This is a genomic window from Dokdonia ponticola, assembly GCF_042653865.1.
GTDB classification, from domain to species: Bacteria; Bacteroidota; Bacteroidia; order Flavobacteriales; family Flavobacteriaceae; genus Dokdonia; species Dokdonia ponticola.
Window position 1 is genome coordinate 35506 of record NZ_JBHSFV010000010.1, and the last position, 22578, is coordinate 58083.

At 34.8% G+C, this 22578-nt stretch carries 21 protein-coding genes and 1 pseudogene; 8 read left to right on the forward strand and 14 right to left on the reverse strand.

The genetic code is table 11. The features are described 5' to 3' along the window. Positions 1-42: 42 nt before the first annotated feature. Positions 43-930 carry a hypothetical protein gene (locus ACFO3O_RS15395; protein WP_379980386.1) on the reverse strand — a complete coding sequence of 296 codons (888 nt, stop codon included), beginning with the start codon at positions 928-930 and terminating at the stop codon, positions 43-45. 43 nt (positions 931-973) lie between these two features. Here ACFO3O_RS15395 and ACFO3O_RS15400 point away from each other — a divergent pair, with 43 nt between their 5' ends. Beyond that, positions 974-1318 carry a TM2 domain-containing protein gene (locus ACFO3O_RS15400; RefSeq protein ID WP_379980388.1) on the forward strand — a complete coding sequence of 115 codons (345 nt, stop codon included), beginning with the start codon at positions 974-976 and terminating at the stop codon, positions 1316-1318. A 228-nt stretch (positions 1319-1546) separates the two neighbouring features. Here ACFO3O_RS15400 and ACFO3O_RS15405 read toward each other — a convergent pair whose 3' ends face one another. The 4 genes from ACFO3O_RS15405 to ACFO3O_RS15420 all read right to left on the reverse strand — a co-directional run bounded on the left by ACFO3O_RS15405 (position 1547) and on the right by ACFO3O_RS15420 (position 5591). Beyond that, positions 1547-2017 (reverse strand): Lrp/AsnC ligand binding domain-containing protein, encoded by a 471-nt coding sequence (locus tag ACFO3O_RS15405; RefSeq protein WP_379980390.1) that lies wholly within the window; start codon positions 2015-2017, stop codon positions 1547-1549. Between the two features lie 27 nt (positions 2018-2044). Then, positions 2045-3586: an acyl-CoA carboxylase subunit beta gene (locus tag ACFO3O_RS15410; protein ID WP_379980392.1), complete on the reverse strand. Its 1542-nt coding sequence runs from the start codon at positions 3584-3586 to the stop codon at positions 2045-2047. A 4-nt stretch (positions 3587-3590) separates the two neighbouring features. Continuing rightward, positions 3591-5033, reverse strand: a complete 1443-nt coding sequence (gene accC / locus ACFO3O_RS15415; RefSeq protein WP_379980785.1) for an acetyl-CoA carboxylase biotin carboxylase subunit — start codon at positions 5031-5033, stop codon at positions 3591-3593. 63 nt (positions 5034-5096) lie between these two features. Next, positions 5097-5591 carry an acyl-CoA carboxylase biotin carboxyl carrier protein subunit gene (locus tag ACFO3O_RS15420; protein ID WP_379980394.1) on the reverse strand — a complete coding sequence of 165 codons (495 nt, stop codon included), beginning with the start codon at positions 5589-5591 and terminating at the stop codon, positions 5097-5099. A 299-nt stretch (positions 5592-5890) separates the two neighbouring features. On the opposite strand from ACFO3O_RS15420, the gene ACFO3O_RS15425 reads away from it, so the two are divergent. After that, positions 5891-6574, forward strand: coding sequence for a carboxypeptidase-like regulatory domain-containing protein (locus ACFO3O_RS15425; protein WP_379980396.1), 684 nt, complete (start codon positions 5891-5893; stop codon positions 6572-6574). A gap of 494 nt (positions 6575-7068) precedes the next feature. Beyond that, a complete protein-coding gene (locus ACFO3O_RS15430) occupies positions 7069-7401 on the forward strand; it encodes a single-stranded DNA-binding protein (protein ID WP_379980398.1) in 333 nt (110 codons plus the stop codon). Positions 7402-7542: 141 nt separating this feature from the next. On the opposite strand, the gene ACFO3O_RS15435 is transcribed toward ACFO3O_RS15430, so the two are convergent. Further along, complete coding sequence (locus tag ACFO3O_RS15435; protein ID WP_379980400.1) at positions 7543-9141, reverse strand: NADP-dependent glyceraldehyde-3-phosphate dehydrogenase; 1599 nt, start codon at positions 9139-9141, stop codon at positions 7543-7545. A 147-nt stretch (positions 9142-9288) separates the two neighbouring features. On the opposite strand from ACFO3O_RS15435, the pseudogene ACFO3O_RS15440 reads away from it, so the two are divergent. Beyond that, positions 9289-9466: pseudogene (locus ACFO3O_RS15440) on the forward strand (single-stranded DNA-binding protein); the annotation flags it as partial. Between the two features lie 99 nt (positions 9467-9565). Here ACFO3O_RS15440 and ACFO3O_RS15445 read toward each other — a convergent pair. Beyond that, positions 9566-9742: a T9SS type A sorting domain-containing protein gene (locus ACFO3O_RS15445; RefSeq protein ID WP_379980787.1), complete on the reverse strand. Its 177-nt coding sequence runs from the start codon at positions 9740-9742 to the stop codon at positions 9566-9568. Between the two features lie 79 nt (positions 9743-9821). Here ACFO3O_RS15445 and ACFO3O_RS15450 point away from each other — a divergent pair, with 79 nt between their 5' ends. After that, entirely contained in the window at positions 9822-10931 is a 1110-nt protein-coding gene (locus tag ACFO3O_RS15450; RefSeq protein WP_379980402.1) for a type 1 glutamine amidotransferase domain-containing protein, read from the forward strand. 56 nt (positions 10932-10987) lie between these two features. Here the strand turns inward: ACFO3O_RS15450 and ACFO3O_RS15455 are convergent, their stop codons facing one another. Continuing rightward, positions 10988-12034: a helix-turn-helix domain-containing protein gene (locus tag ACFO3O_RS15455; RefSeq protein WP_379980404.1), complete on the reverse strand. Its 1047-nt coding sequence runs from the start codon at positions 12032-12034 to the stop codon at positions 10988-10990. 149 nt (positions 12035-12183) lie between these two features. On the opposite strand from ACFO3O_RS15455, the gene ACFO3O_RS15460 reads away from it, so the two are divergent. Next, positions 12184-13743 carry an amidohydrolase family protein gene (locus tag ACFO3O_RS15460; protein ID WP_379980406.1) on the forward strand — a complete coding sequence of 520 codons (1560 nt, stop codon included), beginning with the start codon at positions 12184-12186 and terminating at the stop codon, positions 13741-13743. 318 nt (positions 13744-14061) lie between these two features. Here ACFO3O_RS15460 and ACFO3O_RS15465 read toward each other — a convergent pair whose 3' ends face one another. The 4 genes from ACFO3O_RS15465 to ACFO3O_RS15480 all read right to left on the reverse strand — a co-directional run bounded on the left by ACFO3O_RS15465 (position 14062) and on the right by ACFO3O_RS15480 (position 16443). Beyond that, entirely contained in the window at positions 14062-14235 is a 174-nt protein-coding gene (locus ACFO3O_RS15465; RefSeq protein WP_379980408.1) for a cyclic nucleotide-binding domain-containing protein, read from the reverse strand. Beyond that, a complete protein-coding gene (locus tag ACFO3O_RS15470) occupies positions 14226-14480 on the reverse strand; it encodes a cyclic nucleotide-binding domain-containing protein (protein WP_379980789.1) in 255 nt (84 codons plus the stop codon). Before ACFO3O_RS15470 ends, ACFO3O_RS15465 begins: the two co-directional genes overlap by 10 nt. A 137-nt stretch (positions 14481-14617) precedes the next feature. Then, on the reverse strand, positions 14618-15331 hold the full coding sequence (locus ACFO3O_RS15475; RefSeq protein ID WP_379980410.1) for a LytR/AlgR family response regulator transcription factor: 714 nt from the start codon (positions 15329-15331) through the stop codon (positions 14618-14620). Further along, the gene (locus ACFO3O_RS15480; protein WP_379980412.1) at positions 15331-16443 is read right to left on the reverse strand and encodes a sensor histidine kinase; all 1113 of its coding nucleotides are present in this window, start codon (positions 16441-16443) and stop codon (positions 15331-15333) included. Before ACFO3O_RS15480 ends, ACFO3O_RS15475 begins: the two co-directional genes overlap by 1 nt. Before the next feature lie 200 nt (positions 16444-16643). On the opposite strand from ACFO3O_RS15480, the gene ACFO3O_RS15485 reads away from it, so the two are divergent. Further along, complete coding sequence (locus tag ACFO3O_RS15485) at positions 16644-17534, forward strand: ABC transporter ATP-binding protein (RefSeq protein ID WP_379980414.1); 891 nt, start codon at positions 16644-16646, stop codon at positions 17532-17534. 1 nt (position 17535) lies between these two features. Beyond that, positions 17536-21105, forward strand: coding sequence for a M1 family aminopeptidase (locus ACFO3O_RS15490; protein WP_379980416.1), 3570 nt, complete (start codon positions 17536-17538; stop codon positions 21103-21105). A 105-nt stretch (positions 21106-21210) separates the two neighbouring features. Here the strand turns inward: ACFO3O_RS15490 and ACFO3O_RS15495 are convergent, their stop codons facing one another. Next, a complete protein-coding gene (locus ACFO3O_RS15495; RefSeq protein WP_379980418.1) occupies positions 21211-21921 on the reverse strand; it encodes a class I SAM-dependent methyltransferase in 711 nt (236 codons plus the stop codon). Then, positions 21918-22562 carry a hypothetical protein gene (locus ACFO3O_RS15500; RefSeq protein WP_379980420.1) on the reverse strand — a complete coding sequence of 215 codons (645 nt, stop codon included), beginning with the start codon at positions 22560-22562 and terminating at the stop codon, positions 21918-21920. Before ACFO3O_RS15500 ends, ACFO3O_RS15495 begins: the two co-directional genes overlap by 4 nt. Positions 22563-22578: the final 16 nt, after the last annotated feature.

The window sequence follows — 22578 nt, forward strand, 5'->3', positions numbered from 1 at the left end:
GTGGGTTTTTGTTTTTTTAGAAAGCATTCTCTCTAATAGCTATTATTGATTCACAAGAGTCAGCACAGCACTTTCATTGGTGTTTAGACTCGTTCGGGTGGTGATGAGGTTAGAGCCATCAAGAATCTCTACCTTAACGGTATTAGGGGCAGAATCTCCTACGTTTAAAGCCGTGACTTTTACCGTCGTAGATTCTTTTGAGATCGTAATAGGGATTTCTTTTTTTTCTCTTAAAATAGCGTAGTTCTCTAAGATCAGCTTGCCATCTATATATAAATTAATACGATCATCATCTACTTTTCCTGCGTCATAAATAGAGATGATTACATTTTTTGTTTTGGTAAACACATTAAGGTTTTCATCTTTTTTGACGACACTCATGGTGAGCGTGTCTATAGCACGGCGCATGCTGATTTTATCTTTTACTTCCTGAGAGATTTTCTTCGACTTCTGTACTTTCTTGTCAAATTTTTCAATACGCTTATCAGCTTTTTGAGCATTGGAAACAATGATCATACCTTCAGGGCAGGCATTACCTTCTGCAGATACCCCTTTAAAATCCCCACTAAAGGCTTTATTTTTCTTCAAATTGCGTAATTTGCCTTCAAAACTAACAAGACACATATACATGTCGAGTTCTTCTAAAGGGGATTTGGTGTATACAATATCATACTCTTGGAAGGAAAGTATTTTTTCTGTTTCGTCATACCTCCCTTTGATATTTGATTTCGTTTCATGTTTCCCACCCATATCTGTCAAAGAATACCCTTCTATGCGTCCGTCAACTTCTTCAAAAGCGAGTCGATAGGAAATAAAAGCAGAGTCACTCAGTTTAATAACCCCTATATATTCATACATAGGTTGTTGAGAAAAAGCACTTGTAGGAAAGAAAAAGAGCGTTAAAAAGGATACTAACAGTAGATTACGCATATTTTTTACTAAATTTAGAAGTCTAATTTAATCAAATAATAGTATGAAATTCAAAATTATCCTTTCTTTTATGTTATTGCTTTTTGCAGTAACAAACACGTATGCGGGTTTTCCTGTAACGAGAACAGTAACGACAGTGACTGCAGAAGTATCTGAAGAAAACACAGTAACTGCCGATGAGTTAACTTCACCAGCTGCGGTTGAAGCGGATCGCCAATTGGTAGCTATTTTATTATGGTTATTCCTAGGAGGATTTGCCGCTCACCGTTGGTACTTAGGAAGCCCAATAGGATGGAATATTCTATTCATACTAACAGCAGGATTCTTTGTTGTAGGGTGGATTATTGATGGTATTGATATTCTCACAGGAAATTATCCTGGGCTATAATACTGTTATTAGCAATTAGAAAAGGTCTTATGTGATATTACATAAGACCTTTTTATTAAATAAAGCGCTGTTTTGTAAAGTCTGAAACACGCATTCAAAATAGCTAGTTGAACCTGCCTATGCCGGCAGGCAGACTAACCCCGCTTTTTCAGCGGGATCTATGATTTAATCTCTCGACCCTTGGGTTCATTTTCAGGGTTCAGGGCTTGCCCTGAGGTTTGACACCTTTTATATTTTAATTTGTCGGTCTATCTGCTGTTGTAATGATATAAACGTTTCTGTTCTCGAAACCCCATCAATCGCCTGAATCTTTTTATTGAGTAAGTTCATGAGGTCTTCATTATTTTTGCATAAGATTTTAATCAATATAGACCAATTTCCAGTGGTGTAATGACATTCTATGACTTCTGGAATATCTTCCAATTGGCGTACGGCACGTGCATTATTGGCAGCCCTATCCAGGTACACCCCTATAAAAGCCATGGTGCGATAGCCTAATACTTTTGGATCAATCACAAATTTTGATCCTGCAAGGAGTCCTGACTTTTCTAGTTTACGCAATCGTTGGTGGATGGCAGCCCCAGAAATCCCTACTTTACGGGCAATCTCAAGAATAGGCTTACGCGCATCCTTCATAAGCTGACGCAAAATAATTTTGTCTATCCCGTCAATGATGAGTTCGTCGTTTTTGATTTTCACAAGGTTGATTTTAAATATTCGATAGTACTACAAAGGAATATTCCCATGTTTCTTTTTAGGGGTTTTTATTTTTTTATTTTCTAGCATACTAAATCCTTTTATTAATTTACGTCGCGTATGCTCTGGAAGAATCACTTCATCTATAAATCCGCGTTGTGCTGCTCGATAAGGATTGGCAAACTTCTCGGCATATTCATGTTCTTTTTCGAGTAGTTTTTGAGCAGGATCCTCTGCTTCTTGGATTTCTTTTCTAAAGATAATCTCACTCGCTCCTTTGGCACCCATTACCGCAATTTCTGCACTTGGCCACGCATAATTTAGATCGGCACCAATGTGTTTGGAGTTCATCACATCATACGCTCCCCCGTAAGCTTTTCGGGTAATAACCGTTATTCTAGGAACGGTTGCTTCACTAAGGGCATATAGTAATTTGGCGCCGTGTGTAATAATTCCGTTCCATTCCTGATCGGTTCCAGGTAAGAATCCGGGAACATCTACCAATACCAATAAAGGGATATTAAAACAATCACAGAAACGTGTAAAACGGGCTGCTTTTTTAGAACTATTCACATCCAATACCCCCGCCAAATACATCGGCTGATTGGCTATAATCCCCACACTACGCCCTCCTAATCTTGCAAAACCGACAATAATATTTTCGGCATAGTCTTTATGAATTTCGTAAAACGATGCTTCATCGATGATTCCTGTGATCACCTCATGCATATCGTAAGGTTTATTTGCACTATCAGGAATGACGGTTGCTAATTGCTCACGAACCTCATCTTGCAATTGGAAAGGAAGATTTTTTGGGGTTTCTTTATTGTTTTGAGGTAAGTAACTGAGTAGTGACTTCAAATCTTCGAGACATTGCGCATCATTTGCAGAAGTAATATGTGCTACGCCCGATTTTGTAGAATGTGTACTCGCACCTCCTAACTCTTCTGAGGTAACTTCTTCATTGGTTACAGTTTTTACTACGTTAGGTCCCGTTACAAACATATAACTCGTATCCTGAACCATCATCGTAAAATCGGTCATGGCAGGGGAGTATACAGCTCCTCCCGCACAGGGTCCCATAATCGCAGATATTTGCGGAATCACCCCAGAAGCCTGTACATTTCTGAAAAATATATCGGCATAACCACCTAAGGAGCGAACGCCTTCTTGTATACGGGCGCCTCCAGAGTCATTAAGACCGATTAAGGGTGCGCCTACTTTCATCGCAAGATCCATGATTTTGCATATTTTTTCGGCATGGGTTTCTGAGAGCGCTCCTCCAAAAACGGTAAAATCCTGAGCAAAAAGATAAATCAATCGGCCGTTTACGGTACCGTATCCTGTCACTACGCCGTCTCCATAATAGATTTCGTCTTGCATCCCAAAATCAGTCGTACGATGGGTCACTAGAATGCCTATTTCTTCAAAAGAACCATCATCTAGTAAATAATGGATACGCTCTCTTGCCGTTAGTTTTTTCTTTTCATGCTGTCGCTCAATACGTTTAATACCGCCACCTTGATGGGCAAGGGCAATTTTTTCGTTGAGTGTTTTTATTTTTGAATCCATAGGGTTATGAGGTTGGTAGGCGTAACGTATGTTGCTCTTGTATATGATGTTTTACAGCAATTAAGGCTGCTATTTTAGCTTCTTCTTCGTATTGTTTTTTCAAAAGTGCTGGCGAGTAATAATTTTTGACAAAATGGGTGTCAAAATTCCCAGATCGAAAGGCTTCGTGTTCACAGACAAATTTCCCGAAAGGCAAAGTGGTCTGCGCGCCCACTACTTTATAATGATCGATCGCATCTGAGAGGAGTTCGATGGCTTCTTCTCTGGTGTCTCCATATACAATCAATTTGGATAGCATCGGATCGTAGTAAATAGGGATATCCATACCCTGTTCAAATCCGTTATCGACACGGATGCCTTTTCCTTCAGGCAGGATATAAGTAGATAAAAAGCCGACACTCGGTAAGAAATCATTCAGCGGATCTTCGGCATATACACGTAGTTCTAGCGCATGTCCTTTTATGGCTAACTCCTCTTGTGTGATCGGTAGTACTTCGCCTCTAGCCACGCGTATCTGCAACTCTACAAGATCCACTCCTGTAATGAGTTCGGTGACGGGATGCTCTACTTGCAATCGGGTATTCATTTCTAAAAAGTAGAAATTATGTTGGTCATCCAGTAAAAACTCCACCGTTCCTGCGCCTCGATAGTCACAGGCTTTGGCGACTTGTACTGCGGCATTCCCCATTTTTTCTCGCAGTTCTGGTGTAAGTACAGAAGAAGGCGCTTCTTCAACCACCTTCTGGTGACGGCGTTGGATACTACATTCTCTTTCAAAAAGGTGTACGGTATTGCCATGCGTATCTGCCATCACTTGAATCTCAATATGTCTAGGAGATGCCACATATTTTTCTATAAATACCGATCCGTCGCCAAAAGCTGCCGTTGCTTCACTAATCGCAAGTTGCATTTGTGAGGCAAGTTCAGACTCTTTAGTAACCACGCGCATTCCTTTTCCTCCTCCACCCGCAGAGGCTTTGATGAGGATGGGAAACCCTATATCGTTGGCAATGGCTTTTGCTTTTTCTACATCGGTGATCGCTTTATCGATACCGGGCACCATCGGGATGTCATAAGCTTTAACGGCATCTTTGGCAGCCAGCTTACTTCCCATGATTTCTATGGCTTTAGGCTCGGGTCCTATAAAAATGATGTTGCTGTCTGTGACCGCTTTCGCGAAAGCGGCATTTTCACTTAAAAAACCATATCCAGGGTGAATCGCATCTACGTTGAGTGACTTGGCAACCGCGATGATTTTATCTCCTAATAAATACGACTTATTGGAAGGTGCCTCTCCCACGCAAACTGCCTCGTCTGCAAACCGAACGTGCGGCGCATTACGATCGATGGTCGAGTAAATCGCCACCGTTTTAATGCCCATTTTTTTTGCGGTGGTCATCACTCTAATGGCAATTTCTCCACGGTTGGCAACTAATATTTTTTTAATTTCCATATTCCTTTCTGACCTTATGACCTCTCAAAATGAGCGATGATACTAGGCGTTTTAAAATTAATTTTCTTCTTCAAATTCGACTAAGAGTTGTCCTTTGTCTACCGCGTCGTCTTTGGAGATGTGCACGGCTTTTATGACACCATCCATGTGGGAAACAAAGCTGTTTTCCATTTTCATAGCGCTCAAAATAACGAGGGTATCTCCTTCTTTTACCGTCTGACCTTCTGCTACTTGAACATCAAGGATAAGCCCAGGCATAGGCGCTACAAGGGCATTAGACCCTTTGGAAGCACCCACAGAAAAGCCCATGTCTTTGATGAGAATATCCACAGCATCTGCAATAACCACCTCGTACGGTCTATTATTGACGAGTACTTGATAGGTCTTTTTTGAAAAATCGGAAGTGGCAATCGTTCCTTTAAAAGAGGTGTTATCTTCTAAGATGTGATACTCTGTTGGTGATGTCTGGACAGCGTCCAATGTTGATAGCGCTTCTTGTGAAAGATCAAACTCAAATTCTTGATTTACGGTTGTTTTATAGTTCTTACTCATGCATATATGTATAACGATATAAATATAAGTATCCCTCGGACAAAAGGCTATTTTTTTAACTTTTTAAGAGTGAGATGCTTACAAAAACGAACTTTACAAGAATCTAATAAAACCGTTGAAAAAGTTCTTGAGGGAATTATGTATAAGAAAAACAATAAGAAAATGGAACTTATTTTTAACCTGTCTTTAATATACGTGTGTTGGTAGTTTATCTATATTGAGCCGAAATTAATAATTTGTTGCGCGCCTTATTTTTTCTTTTTTTTCTAGGTTTTCCTAGTGTGGTTTGGTCTCAAACCATGACGGGGACGGTATATGACGACAAAGAAGTTGTCGAAGGGGTTTTGGTCAAAAACCTGACGACCAAAATGGCAACGCTTACCAATGATGAGGGTCGTTTTGAGATTGATGCTAGTCCTCAAGATTCTATTTCTTTCTACGTTTTCACCCATGAATCCCAAACCATGGTCTTAAATGAAGACGTTAATTACACGGATATTGTCGTGGAGCTTACGCGAAAAGTGAATCAGCTTGACGAAGTAGTTGTACAGAAAGAAGTTATGCCTGTTTTTCGAAAACAAGAATTTGCCGATACGTTTGAAAACCAAATGCAAAAAAACGTTGAATTATACCCAGAGTTATACGAGTTTGATTCGAATCCCAATGGAAATATCAATTTTGTAAATATCGGGAAACGCCTCTGGAAACTCATCAAAAAAGACAGACCCAAACCGCCGCCTTTTGTTGCGATTACATTAGAACAATATATTGTTCTTTTTAAGGAAGATGCAATTATTAACAACACTTTTCTAACGGAAACAGTAAAAATTCCGTTGGAATTTAAACCCTTGTTTATCGATTTTTGTATCTCAAAAAATATAGACTCACAGTTGTTGAAAGAAAAAAATAGATTCTTGCTTATTGAGGAGTTTATCAATCGCGGAAAGGAGTTTTTAGAGCTTTTAGCCTCGGAAAAGGAGTAGTACACTTACGTGAAAAAGCACACCACCTTCATCCCGTTTTTAATCTTATTCTTAAGGCATAAGATGCGCTAGTAATATACCTTTTCGCCTTGAGCGAATGTATTTTTTTCTTAAAAATGACGTGCTAGTATTTTATTTTGACGGCTACCGTCTGTAAGAGTGCATACCGCATAGAGGTATGAAATCTATCCTTCCTGAAAAAAAGCGCATTTTACAGTGCGAAGTTAAATTTTATTTTTTGGCATAAATTAATTATATAGTTATCTGGTTTATAGAAATATAATCGTTTACAAACGACAACAAACGTTTGTAAACGAATGTAATTGTTTAGTAACCGATTATTACTTGGATGCTGTGGTATGTTTGTCCTGTTCAAAATCAATAACTCATTTGTAGTACAGATAGCGAACAAAAAGAGCGCTTCAGAACGAGTCTGAAGTTGTAGACCAATAACTAATTTCTTGGGCATATCCCAAGAAGAAAACACACACATTATGAACTTAAGAAACAAAGTACAGTTAATCGGAAATTTAGGAAACGATCCAGAAATCATTACGTTAGATTCTGGTAAAAAATTGGCCAAATTTTCTATCGCCACCAATGAAACCTATAAAAACGCCCAAGGTGAAAAAGTTACAGACACACAGTGGCACAACCTCATCGCCTGGAACAAAACCGCAGACATTATCGAACAATATGTCACCAAAGGAAAAGAGATTGCGATTGAAGGGAAATTAACTTCTCGGAGCTATGAGGATAAAGACGGACAAAAACGATATGTCACCGAAGTCGTGGTCAATGAATTGTTGCTATTGGGGAGTAAGTAATAAACTACCTATTTAAAAAACGGGGCAGATTTTTAAATCTGCCCCGTTTTTATTTGTCTATAGATATAACAACTTCTAATAGTTACTTCTATCCTTTTTGTAATCGCTTTCGCGAAAGCGGAATTCACCTTAGAAAAAGCATTAAAATAAATACTCTGTCGACATAAAGTTGGAGTCGTCAGAATCCACGAGTTTTTTAAGAATAGTGGTATTGGTTTCATTGTCTTTTGCTGCCACAAAAGTTCTGATAGAAAACGTACGTAATGCATCAAAGACACTCAATGTGGCCACCGCAGAATTCTTACGCCCTGTAAATGGATACACATCAGGACCACGCTGACAGGCGCTGTTCAAATTAATTCGGCACACCAAATTGGCTAAAATATCAACCAAAGGACCAATCGAAACCGTATCTTTTCCAAAAATACTGACTTGCTGTCCGTAATTTGACTCGGCAATATCGTCTAGAGGTTCGCTGATATTTTTAAAAGAAACGATCGGCACCACAGGACCAAATTGCTCTTCGTGATACACAGCCATTTCTTTATTTACAGGGTATAAAACTGCTGGATAGCAATAATTTTTAGAGACTTTTCCTCCTTTTTCATTCAGTATTTTTGCGCCGTGTTGCAATGCATCATCCACGAGTCCTCGTATATAAGCTGGTTTGGAAGGCTCTGGTAATGGTGTTAAAAAAGCATCTTTTTCCCAAGGCATTCCGTAAGTTAATCTGTCGACGGCTCTGGCAAAGCGTTTATTAAATTCCTCAACAATATCTTCATGGACATACAGTATTTTTAAAGCCGTACACCGTTGACCGTTATAAGACAATGATCCACTGATACATTCTTCCACCGCAATATCTAGATCGGCATCGGGTAGTATAATCGCTGGGTTTTTGGCTTCTAAACCTAGCGCTAATCTCAATTTGTTTTTATTAGGGTGTTGGTCTTGTAATGCTACAGCAGAACTACTATGCCCAATAAGAGCGAGTACGTCTATTTTACCCGTGCTCATGATAGGGGATGCAATGCTACGACCTCGTCCAAAAATAATATTTACTACCCCGGGAGGAAAACTTTCTTTAAAGGCTTCAAGCAGTGGTGTGATAAGTAAAATACCTAGTTTTGCAGGTTTAAAAATCGTCGTATTCCCGATAAGTATCGCCGGAATTAATAAACAAAACGTTTCATTTAAAGGATAATTATAAGGTCCTAAACACAAAACAACCCCTATCGGACTTCTACGAATGTGTGCATGAATACCAGATTCTTTTTCAAAACGGGCACTTTTTCTATCTAGCTTTTTATAGGCATCAATCGTATCGGTGATGTAGGTGATGGTTCTATCAAATTCTTTGTAGGAATCAGCACGGGTTTTACAAATCTCCCACATCAAAAGGGTGGAAACGATTTCCCGTTGTGCTTTCATTTTTTCTACAAACGTTTCTAGGCATTTGATGCGTTCTCGCACGGGGAGTGTAGGCCACACGCCTTGTCCACGGTCAAAGGCTTTTTCGGCAGCACTCAGTGCTTCTAATGCTGCCTTTTCTCCCATATCTGGCACTGATCCTAATAACGTAGGTCTCGTTTTTCCTTCTTCATCCAGAGATTGAATAGTCGAATGTACTTCAGCCATAGGCCCTTCCCATTCTTTAATTTCTCCATCGATAAGATAGGACGTATTAAATATAGGATCTAATTTAATGTCATTGGGGATTTGTGGGTTGTTCTTACTCATAAAACAATTTTTAAGAGGTTTTCTATCAAAGCGTTTTTATGACTTTGTCTCACTTTTTGAGAGTAAAGTATAGAATAAAATACTAGCACGCAATTTTTAACAAAAAAATGCATCCGCTCATGGCGAAAAATAACCGATTCGTAGCAGTACAATATCGTGGCTTGGGGTAGATTACTTACATTATATTATTGAGAAGTATGTTGGTACAGGGAAAGAAGTAGTAATAGAAGGGAAATTAACAACCAGAAGTAGGAAAGGTAAAGACGAAATGAAACGTTATATTATTGAATTGGTTTGTAGTGAGTTGTTAATGCTGGGGAAATAAAACCTTTAGATAATCCAAACATAAAAGTGAAACTATATAGTTTGCCTTTTATGTTTTTATCACGTAATAATTTATTGTTTAATAATTTTTTTGGTGATTTTAAATCTGATGTTTTACTCTCAATAGTAAAAAGTATAAAGCACTTCTTAGATTACTTAGATTTAAAACAATGATATTTCCACCATTTGCTTCAGAACTACTAGACACAATTCTACCATTAATATCAACAATCTTAACCTCAAAGTCACGTAAAAATATCTTCCTATTTGATAAAATAGTCTGACGGAATTATCAATTCAACAGTTTGTACGGGCTTTAAACCTTTTTTTTGACAGGAATTTAAAATAATTAAACCATGTTTAAAAAATATAAATGGCTCAAACTGACAGTAATATTCATTCTTCTTCTAATTATTGGGGTTTTTTCTTTCGGGTTTTGGTTTAAGAGCTTAATACCATCTAAAGATCTTTCTTTAGAAACTATAAGCAAAAGTGATTTGCCTTACTTGTCTCAAAATAGAATACCCAAAAGAGGAAAGGTTTTGATAGTAGTAACGAGTACTGCCACTATGGGTACTAGTGGAAAAACTACAGGATATGAATTAACAGAATTAGCACGGGCTTACTATGTGTTTGAAGCTAATGGCTTTGAAGTTGATATTGCAAGCCCCAAAGGCGGAAAATCACCAGTAGTGATTGATGATGAAGATATGGGGTCTTATGATTATGCCTTTTTAAATGATTCAATTGCGCAATATAAGGCGATTAATACCTTTCCAATAAATGAAGTTAACCCAGAAAATTACGTTGCGGTATATTTTGCAGGTGGGAAAGGTACGATGTATGATTTTCCGGATAATAAAGCCATTCAATCTATTGTCAAAAATCATTATCAATCTAAAAAAGTTATAGGTGCAGTCTGTCACGGACCTTCTGCTCTCGTAAATGTTACTTTAGACAATGGTCAAAACCTCTTAGAAAATAAAAAAATAAGCGCATTCACCAATAAAGAAGAGTTGTTGCTGATTTCGGATGCCGCATCCATATTTCCATTTCTCTTACAAGATAAAATAATTGAAAGTGGTGCGAAATTTAATGAAGGTGAAATGTATCTTGAAAAAATTAGTTTTGATGATAACATAATAACCGGGCAAAATCCATGGTCAACTTGGGGTGTTGCTGAAGGAATGGTTAAACAAATGGGTTATCAACCAAAACCAAGAGTAGTAACCGATGAAGAAAATGCTGTAAAAGTCTTATCAACCTATAAATCGTTTGGTAAATCTAAGGCAAAGGATATGATAACATCTATTCTTATAAAAGAGAAAAAACCTTTAAATAGATTATTAATAGCAAAGCACAGTATTATGGCTGCTATGCAAGGTAAAATGGGAGACTTTTATAACCTTTGTAGTTTGGTGTCTTTTGCCAAAGATTGTGAATCTAAAGTAGGTGGGAACCAATAAAAAACAAAATGAATTGATGTAAGGTAGCGTAATATTGAACTACTATTTTGAAAAAATTAAATACCTTTTTTTCGATATATAGATGGCGTTGTGCCCTGAAATTTTTTGAAAGCACTATTAAATGAGGATAAACTACTAAAGCCTGAATCGAAAGCAATGGATGATATAGTGTAATTTTGATGACTTTGATTTATTAAAAGCTTTTTTGCTTCTTCTATACGATGATAATTGATAAAATCATTAAAATTTTGTTTGGCATATTGATTAATAACTTGTGAAGTTTTTTGATTGCTTTCACCTATTGTTTTACTCAAGGAGGCAAGCGAAATGGTTGATTCTAAATATAATTTTTCATCAATAATTAGCGAGGATAGTTTACTAAATAATTGGCTGTCATTATTCATTGTAAATACATTTCCGTCAAAGTCAATTATTTTAAGTTGGTAAGCTTTAAAGCTTAAAAAATAAATGACAAACGAATAAAGAATAGGGCCAATGATGTAAGGAATTGAATTGTCTACAATGTTTGAAACATATGAAACCCATATGATTATAAAACCAATTATTACTATACGTAACCACTCAAATATTGCTTTTTGGGATTTTGTCTGATTTAGATTTTTTTTCTTTAGTTTTTTTATAGCATTAATTACAATAAAAATATAAGTTAAGAGATGTAAATAACAAAATATTAAAATACTACTGAATAGTATGATAACTTTTTGATGACTAGTTTCGAATACATTTTCAGGAACAAAAAAACTAATAACAAAAGTGGTAATGAATGGAATAATCTCAATTAAAGAATAAAAAGAAAATTTATAGTCTGTTGTCGTCATTGCCCTAACATACCATCTTAACAATGGTCCAATCAACAAAAGCAACGCCAAACCAGAAAAAATGAATAAAGGCTCTAAATTATCGCCAAAATTGAGCATAACAGACTTACCAATTCTAAAAGCCATGATGAGCAAAATTAAGGATAGAAGATAATTAGTTATTGATTTTTTCTTCTTAAAGAAAGTAAGGTAAATAGCAAATGTAATTCCGTGCAGAAGTCCTGCGCTACTAATAAGAATAAGAAAAATATCTATAAAACGCATACTAACATTCTGAATAAACTAACATAAGTATTCGTGCAAATATATCGGCATAACGGCGGATATTATTTCAATAATACAAATTTTTAAAGGTTCTTTAAATGAGACGATTCGTTTTTGCCTTTGTTACTATTTTATAATAAATCCTATTGATGAAGAAAAAAATCATTAAATCAATTAAAGTACTATTTGTATTCATTTCACTACTTATTCTAATTTTTGGAGTAGCTATTTTATGGCCTTTGCCAAACTTTAAGACACCAAAAAAGTATCCTAGCACCTTGATTAAATCTATAAACATAATTGATGTTAAATCTGGTAAAATACGGTCTAATAGAACTATTTTAATAAAAGATAATATCATTATATCTATTGACACTTTAAAATACCAAATACAAAAAACAGATTTAGTAATTGAGGGAAAAGGAAAATACATAATTCCTGGGTTATGGGATATGCATACGCACTCTAATCAGCATTCAGAATGGCTTCATCACCCATTGTACATTGCTAATGGAATTACAGGAATACGTGATATGTCTGGGCAACTGAACAAAAAAGATAGTTATTGGGTGGGCAGTGAAGAACGTTTAAAATGGAACGAAGAGATTAATGATAATTCACGTGTAGCACCAAAATGTGTATTACAAAGTAGTTATCAAATGGATGGTCCTTCTTCCGTGCCAGACAACCACCCAGAATATTTTAAACTTCAAAAAAATGAAGATGTTGACTCATTTTTAAACTTTTATAAAAATAAGAATGTTGATTTCATAAAAGTATATCAGCAAATTTCACCTAGTTCTTATAAGAGACTTGCAACCCAAGCACCGAAATATGGATTACACTTAGCTGGACATAAACCTATTTTTATTAGTCTAGAAGAATCTATAAAGTTAGGACAACGTAGTTTTGAACACGGCCGTGTTTTTATGTATGAAGCTTTTCCTAAAGCCGATAGTCTTAGAATATCTAAAGAGTGGAAACGCTTTTTTCAAAAATCAAAAAAATCAATGGTCAATGATTTTAATTTAGAAAAAGCTGCTGAATTGATGCATCTTATGAAAGAATATAATGCGTATTGGACACCTACACTACAAACTTTGAAATTTGAAGCGCTTGCACATAAAGACTCTTTTTTAAGCAATCCTAACCTAAAATATGTTTCTTGGGTAAGAAAAAAGCTATGGTGGGGATTTGATGTGAATCATAATAAAAAGCAAAATACATCATTGGCAAACAAAGGGCTGAGTGCTTCTTTTTATGAAGCTTCAAAAAAACAAGTTAATTTGGCTAATAAAATAGGTGTACCTATTATGGCGGGAACAGATGTTACGGACTCTTATACTTTTGCAGGCTTTAGTATTCATGACGAATTGGAAGAGTTAACCAAAAGTGGTTTGTCAAATCTAGAAGCGTTACAAAGTGCAACTATTATTCCTGCACAATTTGCAAATATGGAAAACAAATATGGAACTATTGAAAACGGAAAAATAGCTGACTTAGTGATTTTGGACAAAAATCCGCTAGAAAAGATAACTAATTCACAATCAATCAACAGTGTTGTCCTTAATGGCATCTATTATAGTTCTAGTCCTTTACAAGAATTAAAAGATTTCACGCAATCTATAGCTTCTAGTTTTCATATGAATGTGAAAGTGATGTATAGTTTTATTAGTAGTCCATTAATTAGAGTACAGTTTGCAGATTAAAGAACTATCTTCTATATCGCGAGCTACATTACCTAATCTTTTAATCTTAAAGATAGTTTTATCTAATTGCCCACTTTTTTTGTTGCAAGTCCAAAACTTGTAAGTAAATCAAGCACTATTTCTAAAAAAGAGAATAAAATAATTTGGAATGATATTGAAGGTGCAAAAATCGGTTATAGTATTCACATTCGCTGTATTAAAGTGACCCGGCTCATTCAGTTCAATTGAGCTTCAGTAATTTTTCTTATGACACTGTCTTTTTAAACTTTTTAGTTTAATGTAGGAGTCCAATACGAATCAAGAGTATAAAACTAAAAATTAGTTCTGGGCTCTAATTCTGCTCAAGGTTTCTTGAGTTACCCCTAAAAAAGAAGCAATAACACCAAGCGATACACGCTGTAAAATTTCAGGTTTCTGTTTTATAAGCAGGTCATAACGCTCTTTAGCTGAATAGACATGCAGACTATCAAATCGTTTTATCACTAAAGACATTCCAAAATGTGATAGTTAAATTCCCATAAAACCGAACCTTCAAGGGTTTCTACATATTTATAACTAGGTTCACGCATGTAATAACTAGCTACAGCACCTATAAAATCATTTCCTGTAGATATCCAATAAGTAATATCTCTCCCATCCTTGTAATTATAGGTTCTTGCAAGACATTTTTCTAAAAAATAAATTTTATTAGCTACTTTTCCAGCTTCTTGAAGCATAGTTTTAGCTTCACACTCAATTCTTTTAAGGAACTAAGAAACAACATTTCATTTTCTTGAGACAAACTCTCTATTTCTCTGAATTTCTCAATTATATTTCTCATATTTAAATGTAGTCTTGTAAGTCTTATTTTTCTCAAATTTTAGAATCAGCATAACTAGTTAGTTAAGCCTTTTTTATTTGAAAGCAATAAGCTAACATTACTTTTATATGTCCGTCCAACTGGTACCTTTCTATTTGATATCCAAATGATGTTTCCTTCTATCTGGTCTATTTTATTTAAGGCAATAATAAATGATTTGTGCACTCTTAGAAAATGAGTTGTTGCTAGCAGGTTATTATAATAAGATATGCTTTCGTGACTGATAATACACTTCTCTTGAAAATAGAGCTTAGTGTAATTACCATAAGCTTCAATGAATAAAATATCTTCAGATTTAATTTGATAATATTTTTTATCTCCTTTTACGAAAAATCGAAAGTGATCATGTGGTTTTTTAGTAATTTGAAGCTTTTGCGGTGTTGAACCAATAGCTTTATTAATTGCTTTCACAAAACGTTCAAAACGAAAAGGTTTTAATAAGTAATCTGAAATATTTAATTCATAGCCTTCCAAGGCGAACTCTTTGTAAGCTGTTGTCACGATAACCTTAGGCGGTTTTGTCAATGTTTTTAAAAACTCAAACCCCGTAAGCTTTGGCATATTTAAATCTAAGAACATTAAATCAATAGATTCACTATTCAAAAATTGCATGGCTTCCATGGCATTATAACAACTCTTTTTATGTTCTAGATGGGGCAACATATCACAAAATTCTTTGATAAGTTCGTGAGCCAATGGTTCATCATCTATGATGATATATGTTATCATTATTTGTTGATTATTAATTCGACGTTGTATGTAGTAGGTGTTTTATTAATTGTCAATTTATACAAATCTGGATAAATAAGATCAAGTCTTCGTTTTAGGTTTTCTATCCCAATTCCTTTTTCATTTTGATTCATAGAGAAATCATAATTATTTGTAATAGAAAAATGAATGTCTTTTTTGGAGCTATTGAGTGTCATGGTTATAAAAGCATCATCCGTTAATTTTTCAACACCATGTTTAAATGCATTCTCTAATAAAATGATAAATAATAACGGTGCAACTTCATCATTAGGCAACGTATTGTGGTCAAACTTTAGACTTACATTTTTATGATGTCTAATATTGTGCAGTGCCATATAATTCTTCATATAAGTTATTTCTTCAGCAATAGATACACGATCATTTTTGCCTTCATAAATAGTGTACCGCAACATGTCAGACAGCTTTAGGACTACTTCTGGTGCTTTTTCTGAATGTGTAACAGTAAGTGCATATAAGTTGTTCAGAGTATTAAAAAGAAAATGCGGATTCACTTGAGTTTTTAGCAAATCTAATTCAGCTTTGGCCTTTTCAGATTTTAGGGTATTAAACCATTTCCATTGCTCATACGCCCAAATGAAAAACAAAATAGGAATAGGAAATATGAGCAAATTAAGAGCCTTTTGCTGATATAGGTCAATGTAGTTTTCATCTAAACGCAGATATAAGAAATAGCACAATATCAAGCCATAAGTTAAGAGAATCAGAACCTTATACTTTATAAAGAATTTTGAAAAGAAAAAATAAAAAACACCTAGCCAGAATAGGACCATTAAAAAAATAACTACTGGGTGATCTGGAACATTAAAATGGTTGTTTATGCCAAAGATTATTAATGCAATAATCAACAAGACCAGTACTTTTATGACAACAGTTTTTTTCTGTTTGAGGTAATTAAAGTGATATAAAGCAAAAGATGCTACCAACCACCAAATACCAACAATAATTATTGTCTCTAGAGGAGAATCCTTGGGAAGCTTTATAAAACCAATCCATCCAAGAGACCATACCATAAGAGCTACCAAAACAGCAGCAATTCCAAAGGCTTTATATTTTTTTAAGAAAGAGCTCATATGTCAAAGCTACGGTTGTAAAAGTCTCTATACAAATGAATTGATAAACAACATCATTTGTGCCATTAACAGTATCCCTTTTAACATGAAAAATGGTTCAAACTATTTAGCCTGTTTTATACAGCTAAAAAACCTGCAAAAATCATTTTTATTAGTCAGTGTTAAATTTCAAAAATAGATTCGTATTAAAATTAAAATCGATGAATACACTTGTAATTGAAAATGTATCTAAGACCTATTCCAATGGCGTAAAAGCATTAGACTCTATTAATTTAAATATATCCAATGGAATGTTTGGTTTGTTGGGAGCTAATGGTGCTGGAAAATCAAGCTTGATGCGAACTATTGCAGCACTTCAAAAACCTTCTGCAGGGTCCATTGAATTCAATGAGGTAGATATTATTGAGACACCACAAAGTGTGCGTCAAAATCTTGGGTATTTACCTCAAGAGTTTGACGTATATCCTAAAATATCTGCTCAAAAACTTCTAGATCATTTTGCTGTTTTAAAAGGCATACTCAACAAAAAAGAACGCAATGCTCAGGTAAGAGCCCTTTTGCAACAAACCAATTTATATCAACATCGAAAAAAATCGGTTCATACTTTTTCTGGCGGTATGAAACAGCGATTTGGTATCGCACAAGCTTTATTAGGGAATCCACAGCTCATCATTGTAGATGAACCTACTGCTGGGCTTGACCCAGAAGAACGACATCGATTTTTAAACCTATTAAGTGAAATTGGACAAAATATAATCGTGATTTTATCTACTCATATTGTTGAGGATATACAGGAATTATGCACACAAATTGCTATTCTGGCTCAAGGTAAAATTATTTCCAAAGGGAATCCTTCAATTTTAGTAGAAAGTATCTCAGGTACTATATGGAGTAAGATTATTTCAAAAGACAAACTAGAGGAATATAAAAAGAATTATCAGGTGATTTCTACGAGACTTATTGCAGGAGAGACCCAAATAAGGGTGCTTTCTGATCAACAGCCTACTTCAGAATTTAAGACTGTTACCGTAGGATTAGAAGATTATTATTTCGCACAAATGTTCTTAAATCAATCATTAAAAAACGAATAGGATGTTATTACAGTTATTACGCTTTGAAGTATTATACCAATCAAAACAACGCGCATTGCTCATTTTTGCTTTACTCTTTTTTTTCTTTGGTTTTTTTATTGGAGGTAGAGGTCAAGCACCTGCTCAAGTGAATTTCAACTCGGCTTATCAGATAACAAATAACGTGACTATTTTTTCATTAGGTTCCGTTTTTATTATCATGTTTTTTGCCATTAGTGGTGCCATTAGAGACAAAAAGCATCAAATGGAAGGGCTTATTTTTAGTACTGCTGTAAAGAAAAAATATTTTTTCTGGAGTCGTTTTATTGGAGTTTTCTTATTTAGTGTTTTAGGTTTTAGCCTATTCCTTCCGGGTTTTATAGCAGGACTGTCTGTTTCAGATTTAGATCCGAATCGTGTAGACTATTTTAGTTTACAATCATATGTATGGCCCTTTTTGGTGATTGTGATCCCTAACTTTTTCATCTGCTCAACACTCATTTTTTCTGTAAGCATACTGTCAAAAAGCAATCTTGCTACTTATGCAAGTGCTGTGCTCATCTATGTATTGTACTTTTTGATCGCATTTTATTCTAATTCACCCATCCTTGCATCTTCGGTATCAGCTTCACCCGAAGCCATGACTATGGCAGCTATGACCGATCCATTTGCCGGGGCTACATTTTTTGAACATACACAATTTTGGACACCCTATGACAAAAACAACCTGACATTTTCGTTTTCTAGATTTTATATATGGAACAGAGTACTATGGGTAGGGCTATCATGTATCATTCTAGCTATTACGTATCATTTATTTTCTTTTAGGAAAGCTTCTAAAAAAATGGATGGAAGCCAAAAAATTACCGCTGAGCCATTCGAAATCAAGCCATATTTCTCTGTAGTCACTCAAATCAATGCCAAAGGACAATGGAAAGCTTTTTGGTCATTATTTGAGATGGATATGAAGAGTATTTTTAAAAGCCTTCCTTTTTGGGTTGTTATTTTGACACTAGTAGCAACCTCTGTTTATGAGGTCTATGCTAGAATATTTGAGGGAGGCGCTTATGAAGAAAGTTTGTTTCCATTCACAAACATACTTATAGAAATAGTCATGGAATTAGTGCCTATTTTAAGTCTCATTCTTATTGTTTTTTACAGTGGAGAGCTTATTTGGAGAGCTAGAGATAAAAAAATGGATAGTATTTTAAATACAACACCTACATTAAACTGGGTATTTTTCCTATCAAAATTAATTACACTCGTATTCGTACCGATGCTGCTTATTGTGACAGTGATAATTGTTTGCATCGGGTTTCAACTAGCAAAAGGATATTCTAATCTAGATATTGAACAATACGTATCTGTCTTCTATTATTATGGAGCTTCAATGCTGGTATACTGCATGCTAGCCATTTTTATCCAGAGCGTTGTAAACAACAAATTTCTAGGAATGGGAGTCACGGGATTAGTACTCTTATTCTTAGGGTCTTCACTATCATCTTTTATTGGTATCGAACATCCAATGTTGCGCATAGGTAATATGCCAATCCCCATGTATTCTAATATGACAGGATATTCCTTACAAACCTCAGCTTTTCATATCTATACGTTGTACTGGATTTCTTTTGGAGTAACCCTATCTTTTTTGTCCTTTAAGTTATGGAAGAGAGGTACATCAGGAGCAAACAATATTCTAGAAAGCTTTGGATTTAATACATGGAAACGTTGGGAATTTGCAGGGATATTGGTTTCGCTTATCATTTTTACAACTTCGGGAATCATGCTATTTGAAGAAGTAAATATTAAAAATAGATATATGAATTCTAATGATCGTATGAATTATGCCGAGGAATATGAACGAAAATTTAAAGTATACGACAGTCTACCAAGGCTCCATTATATCGACATGAAAACAGAGGTAGACATTTATCCTAAAGAGCAAAAATATAGCATCAGTGCAGATTACGTTCTTGTAAACAAAAACGAGGTTCCAGTAACTCACGTATTTATTACTGAGCGAAAAGCACTTTCTGAAATAAGGATGGATCATGCTGAAATGGTCCTTAAAGACACAGTTTTTGGCACCTATCTCTTTAAATTTACCAAGCCCATTCTTCCTAACGAAAAAACAGGATTGCGCTACAACTTTACAAAGCAGTCGAGTCCATTTAAAGTAGATAAGACCATTTTAAAAAATGGCACGTATATCCGGCACGATGTATTTGAACCTGTTTTGGGGTATCGTCGCTCTATAGAACTATCCAATGCTTATGAGCGTCAAAAAAGAGGTCTTCCCGAGCAAGACGCAGAACCAGAAGGAGATGCACATCTTTTTTCTAAAGAAGTAAGTCTTGGAAACGTTGCTTATGAAACAACTGTATCTACAGATAATGATCAAATAGCGTTGGCTGCTGGCAATCTAATAAGGGATTGGGAAGTAAATGACAGACATTATTATCAGTACAGGTTCCCTAATAAAACCATGCCTTCTTTAGCTTATATTTCAGGGAAGTACGAATTAAAAAAGAGTGTGTATAAGGATGTTTCAATAGAATATTATTACCATCCAAATCATGATATGAATCACAGTACAATCGACAATAGTACCAAAGCTACTTTGGATTATTGCATGACAAATTTTGGAAATTACCCTTTTGACCACTTGCGTATGGCAGAAATACCTTCTTTTCATGGTTTTGGAGGTGTTGCACATCCTGGACTTATTGGTATGGTAGAAGATAATCTATACTTAATTGATATTAGAAATACGGGCACTTTTGACCTTGTTTCAAAACGAGCTGTACATGAGGTTTCTCATCAATGGTGGGGAATGATTTTAAAAGCAAAAAATGTAGATGGAGCAGGGTTCCTAGTTGAAGGCTTCGCTAAATATACCGAAGGAGTTGTTCTTGAAAAAATGTACGGAAAAGGAGCACTTTGGCAACTCAATCAAGCATCTAATGATCGTTATTTTGGAGGTCGCGCGTTTGCTTCAAAAAAAGAAGCACCAGTGTATCTTACAGATGGACAAAGCTATCTGAATTATGGAAAAAGTGGACTGATTATGTTATCAATACGTGATCTTATTGGAGAAGACAAATTGAATCATGTATTAAGAACACTTACCGAGAGGTATACAAAAAGTCAAGAGTTTGAAGTGCATACATTGGAGTTGTTAGATGAGTTATACAAAATCACTCCAGAAAAACATCATTCTTTGATTGATGATTGGATGAAACAAATAGTCCGTTATGACTTATCTATTGCATCATCTTCCTATGAAGTACTCGATGATGGAACTTTCGAAATTACCATAGAAGTAAAAGCAAAGCGTTATAAAACTTTGGCTGATGGTGAAGAAAAAGAGATTGCAATTAACGAACCCATTCAAATAGGGTTGTTTAAAAAACATCCAAAGGATATGAGTAAAAATGATGTCCCGATTTATTTAGAAAATCACTATTTAAGGGATAGCTCCACAATACTAAAAATTCAAGTCGATGTTTTGCCTGAAATTATTTCTGTCGATCCGTTTTTGACACGCCCCGATCGGGTTTATAATGATAATTTAAAGCGTTTGGAGAAATAAAGATTTATACAATAAAAATGTATTGATTATATATTAATTATACTTAAAAGCTCATAAGTTATTTCTTTTGTCATAATCGTTTTTATTTAGGAGATATTAATGATTTTATTTCTTAACGCCCCTAATACACATAAAAGCTGGAAATTTATTAAGTTCTTTATAATGCTTTTGATCTAGCTTTTCGAATTCTTTTAAGGGCTTTGGCTCTATCAATTTGTCAATATAAAACCCATTATCAGTTAAGGGTACAATACAATCGTGTAATGATCTTCTATAACTATTAATTTCAACTGGGATTCCAAACCCTGACCAAATACATTTAACAGGTTCTTTTTTGAAATATTCTGTAGATTTATAGTAATTATATTCAAAAAAAGGGTGCTCAATTGAGAGGATTAATTGACCTTTGGTTTTGAGAACTCTATGAAATTCTTTGATTGTCATGTCCCAATCCTCTATGTAATGGAGGGCCAATGCACATAGAACAAAATCAAAAGATTCGTCACCTAACATTGTCAAAGGTCTACTTAAATCGTGTACAAAGAATGTTCCTTGATTTTTGTTTCTTTCCTTAGCAAATTTTATCATTTCTGAACTGAAATCAAATCCAGTTACCTGTGCTTTTTTAGAAAGCAATATTTCTGCATATTTCCCAGGTCCACAAGCTGCATCAAGAACCGATTTGTTGTTTACTTCTTCAAGTAAATTCAATGTGTTAGGCCTATCGTAATAAGCATTATGAGGTTTGTGTTCTATTAATCTATTGTAGCTTTCGGCTAATTCATTATAAGCCTTTCTGATTTTTGCTTTGATCATAGCTTTTCCTTGTTAGATTGAATTAATGATATTCCTGAACATAAAACCCAAACTGCTACACTAAAAACAAAAATTCTAAAACCAATTAAACTTGTAAATGCAAAACCTGTAAAACCACCAATTATTGAAAATATTAATATTAGTATACCGAAATAGCCTAAATACTTAGAGATTTTTTGAGATTTAATTATTAAAATAGAATAGATTATAATTCCAAAAATGAGAGTTATAATAAACACATAGTCTAAAGCTTTGTTAATACTAAAACCATAGCTTACTATAATATTTAATACTGTTTCGTTTTGATCTAAATTTGCTGAATATTGATTTAAAAAATTTGGTAGTATTAAGCCATTAAATAAAGCTGCTAACATCGCCGAAAAAAGTCCAAGAGTAACAGCAATAAGAGCAAGTTTAGATAGTTTTCTTTGATTTAAAAGTTTATCAGATAAACCATAAAACCCAAACAGCATAAATGGTATACAAGCAATCGCAATTGAATGTGCTATTTGCATTTGAGGTGCCTGACTAATAATGTCTTCAAGCGTACCGCCTGAAGGATGTAAAATCATAGTAGTTATAGCCAAGAATGAACCTGTTGACAAAGAAATCCCTGCTGTAGTATAAAATTGACTTTTCATTGAAGAGAAATTTAAA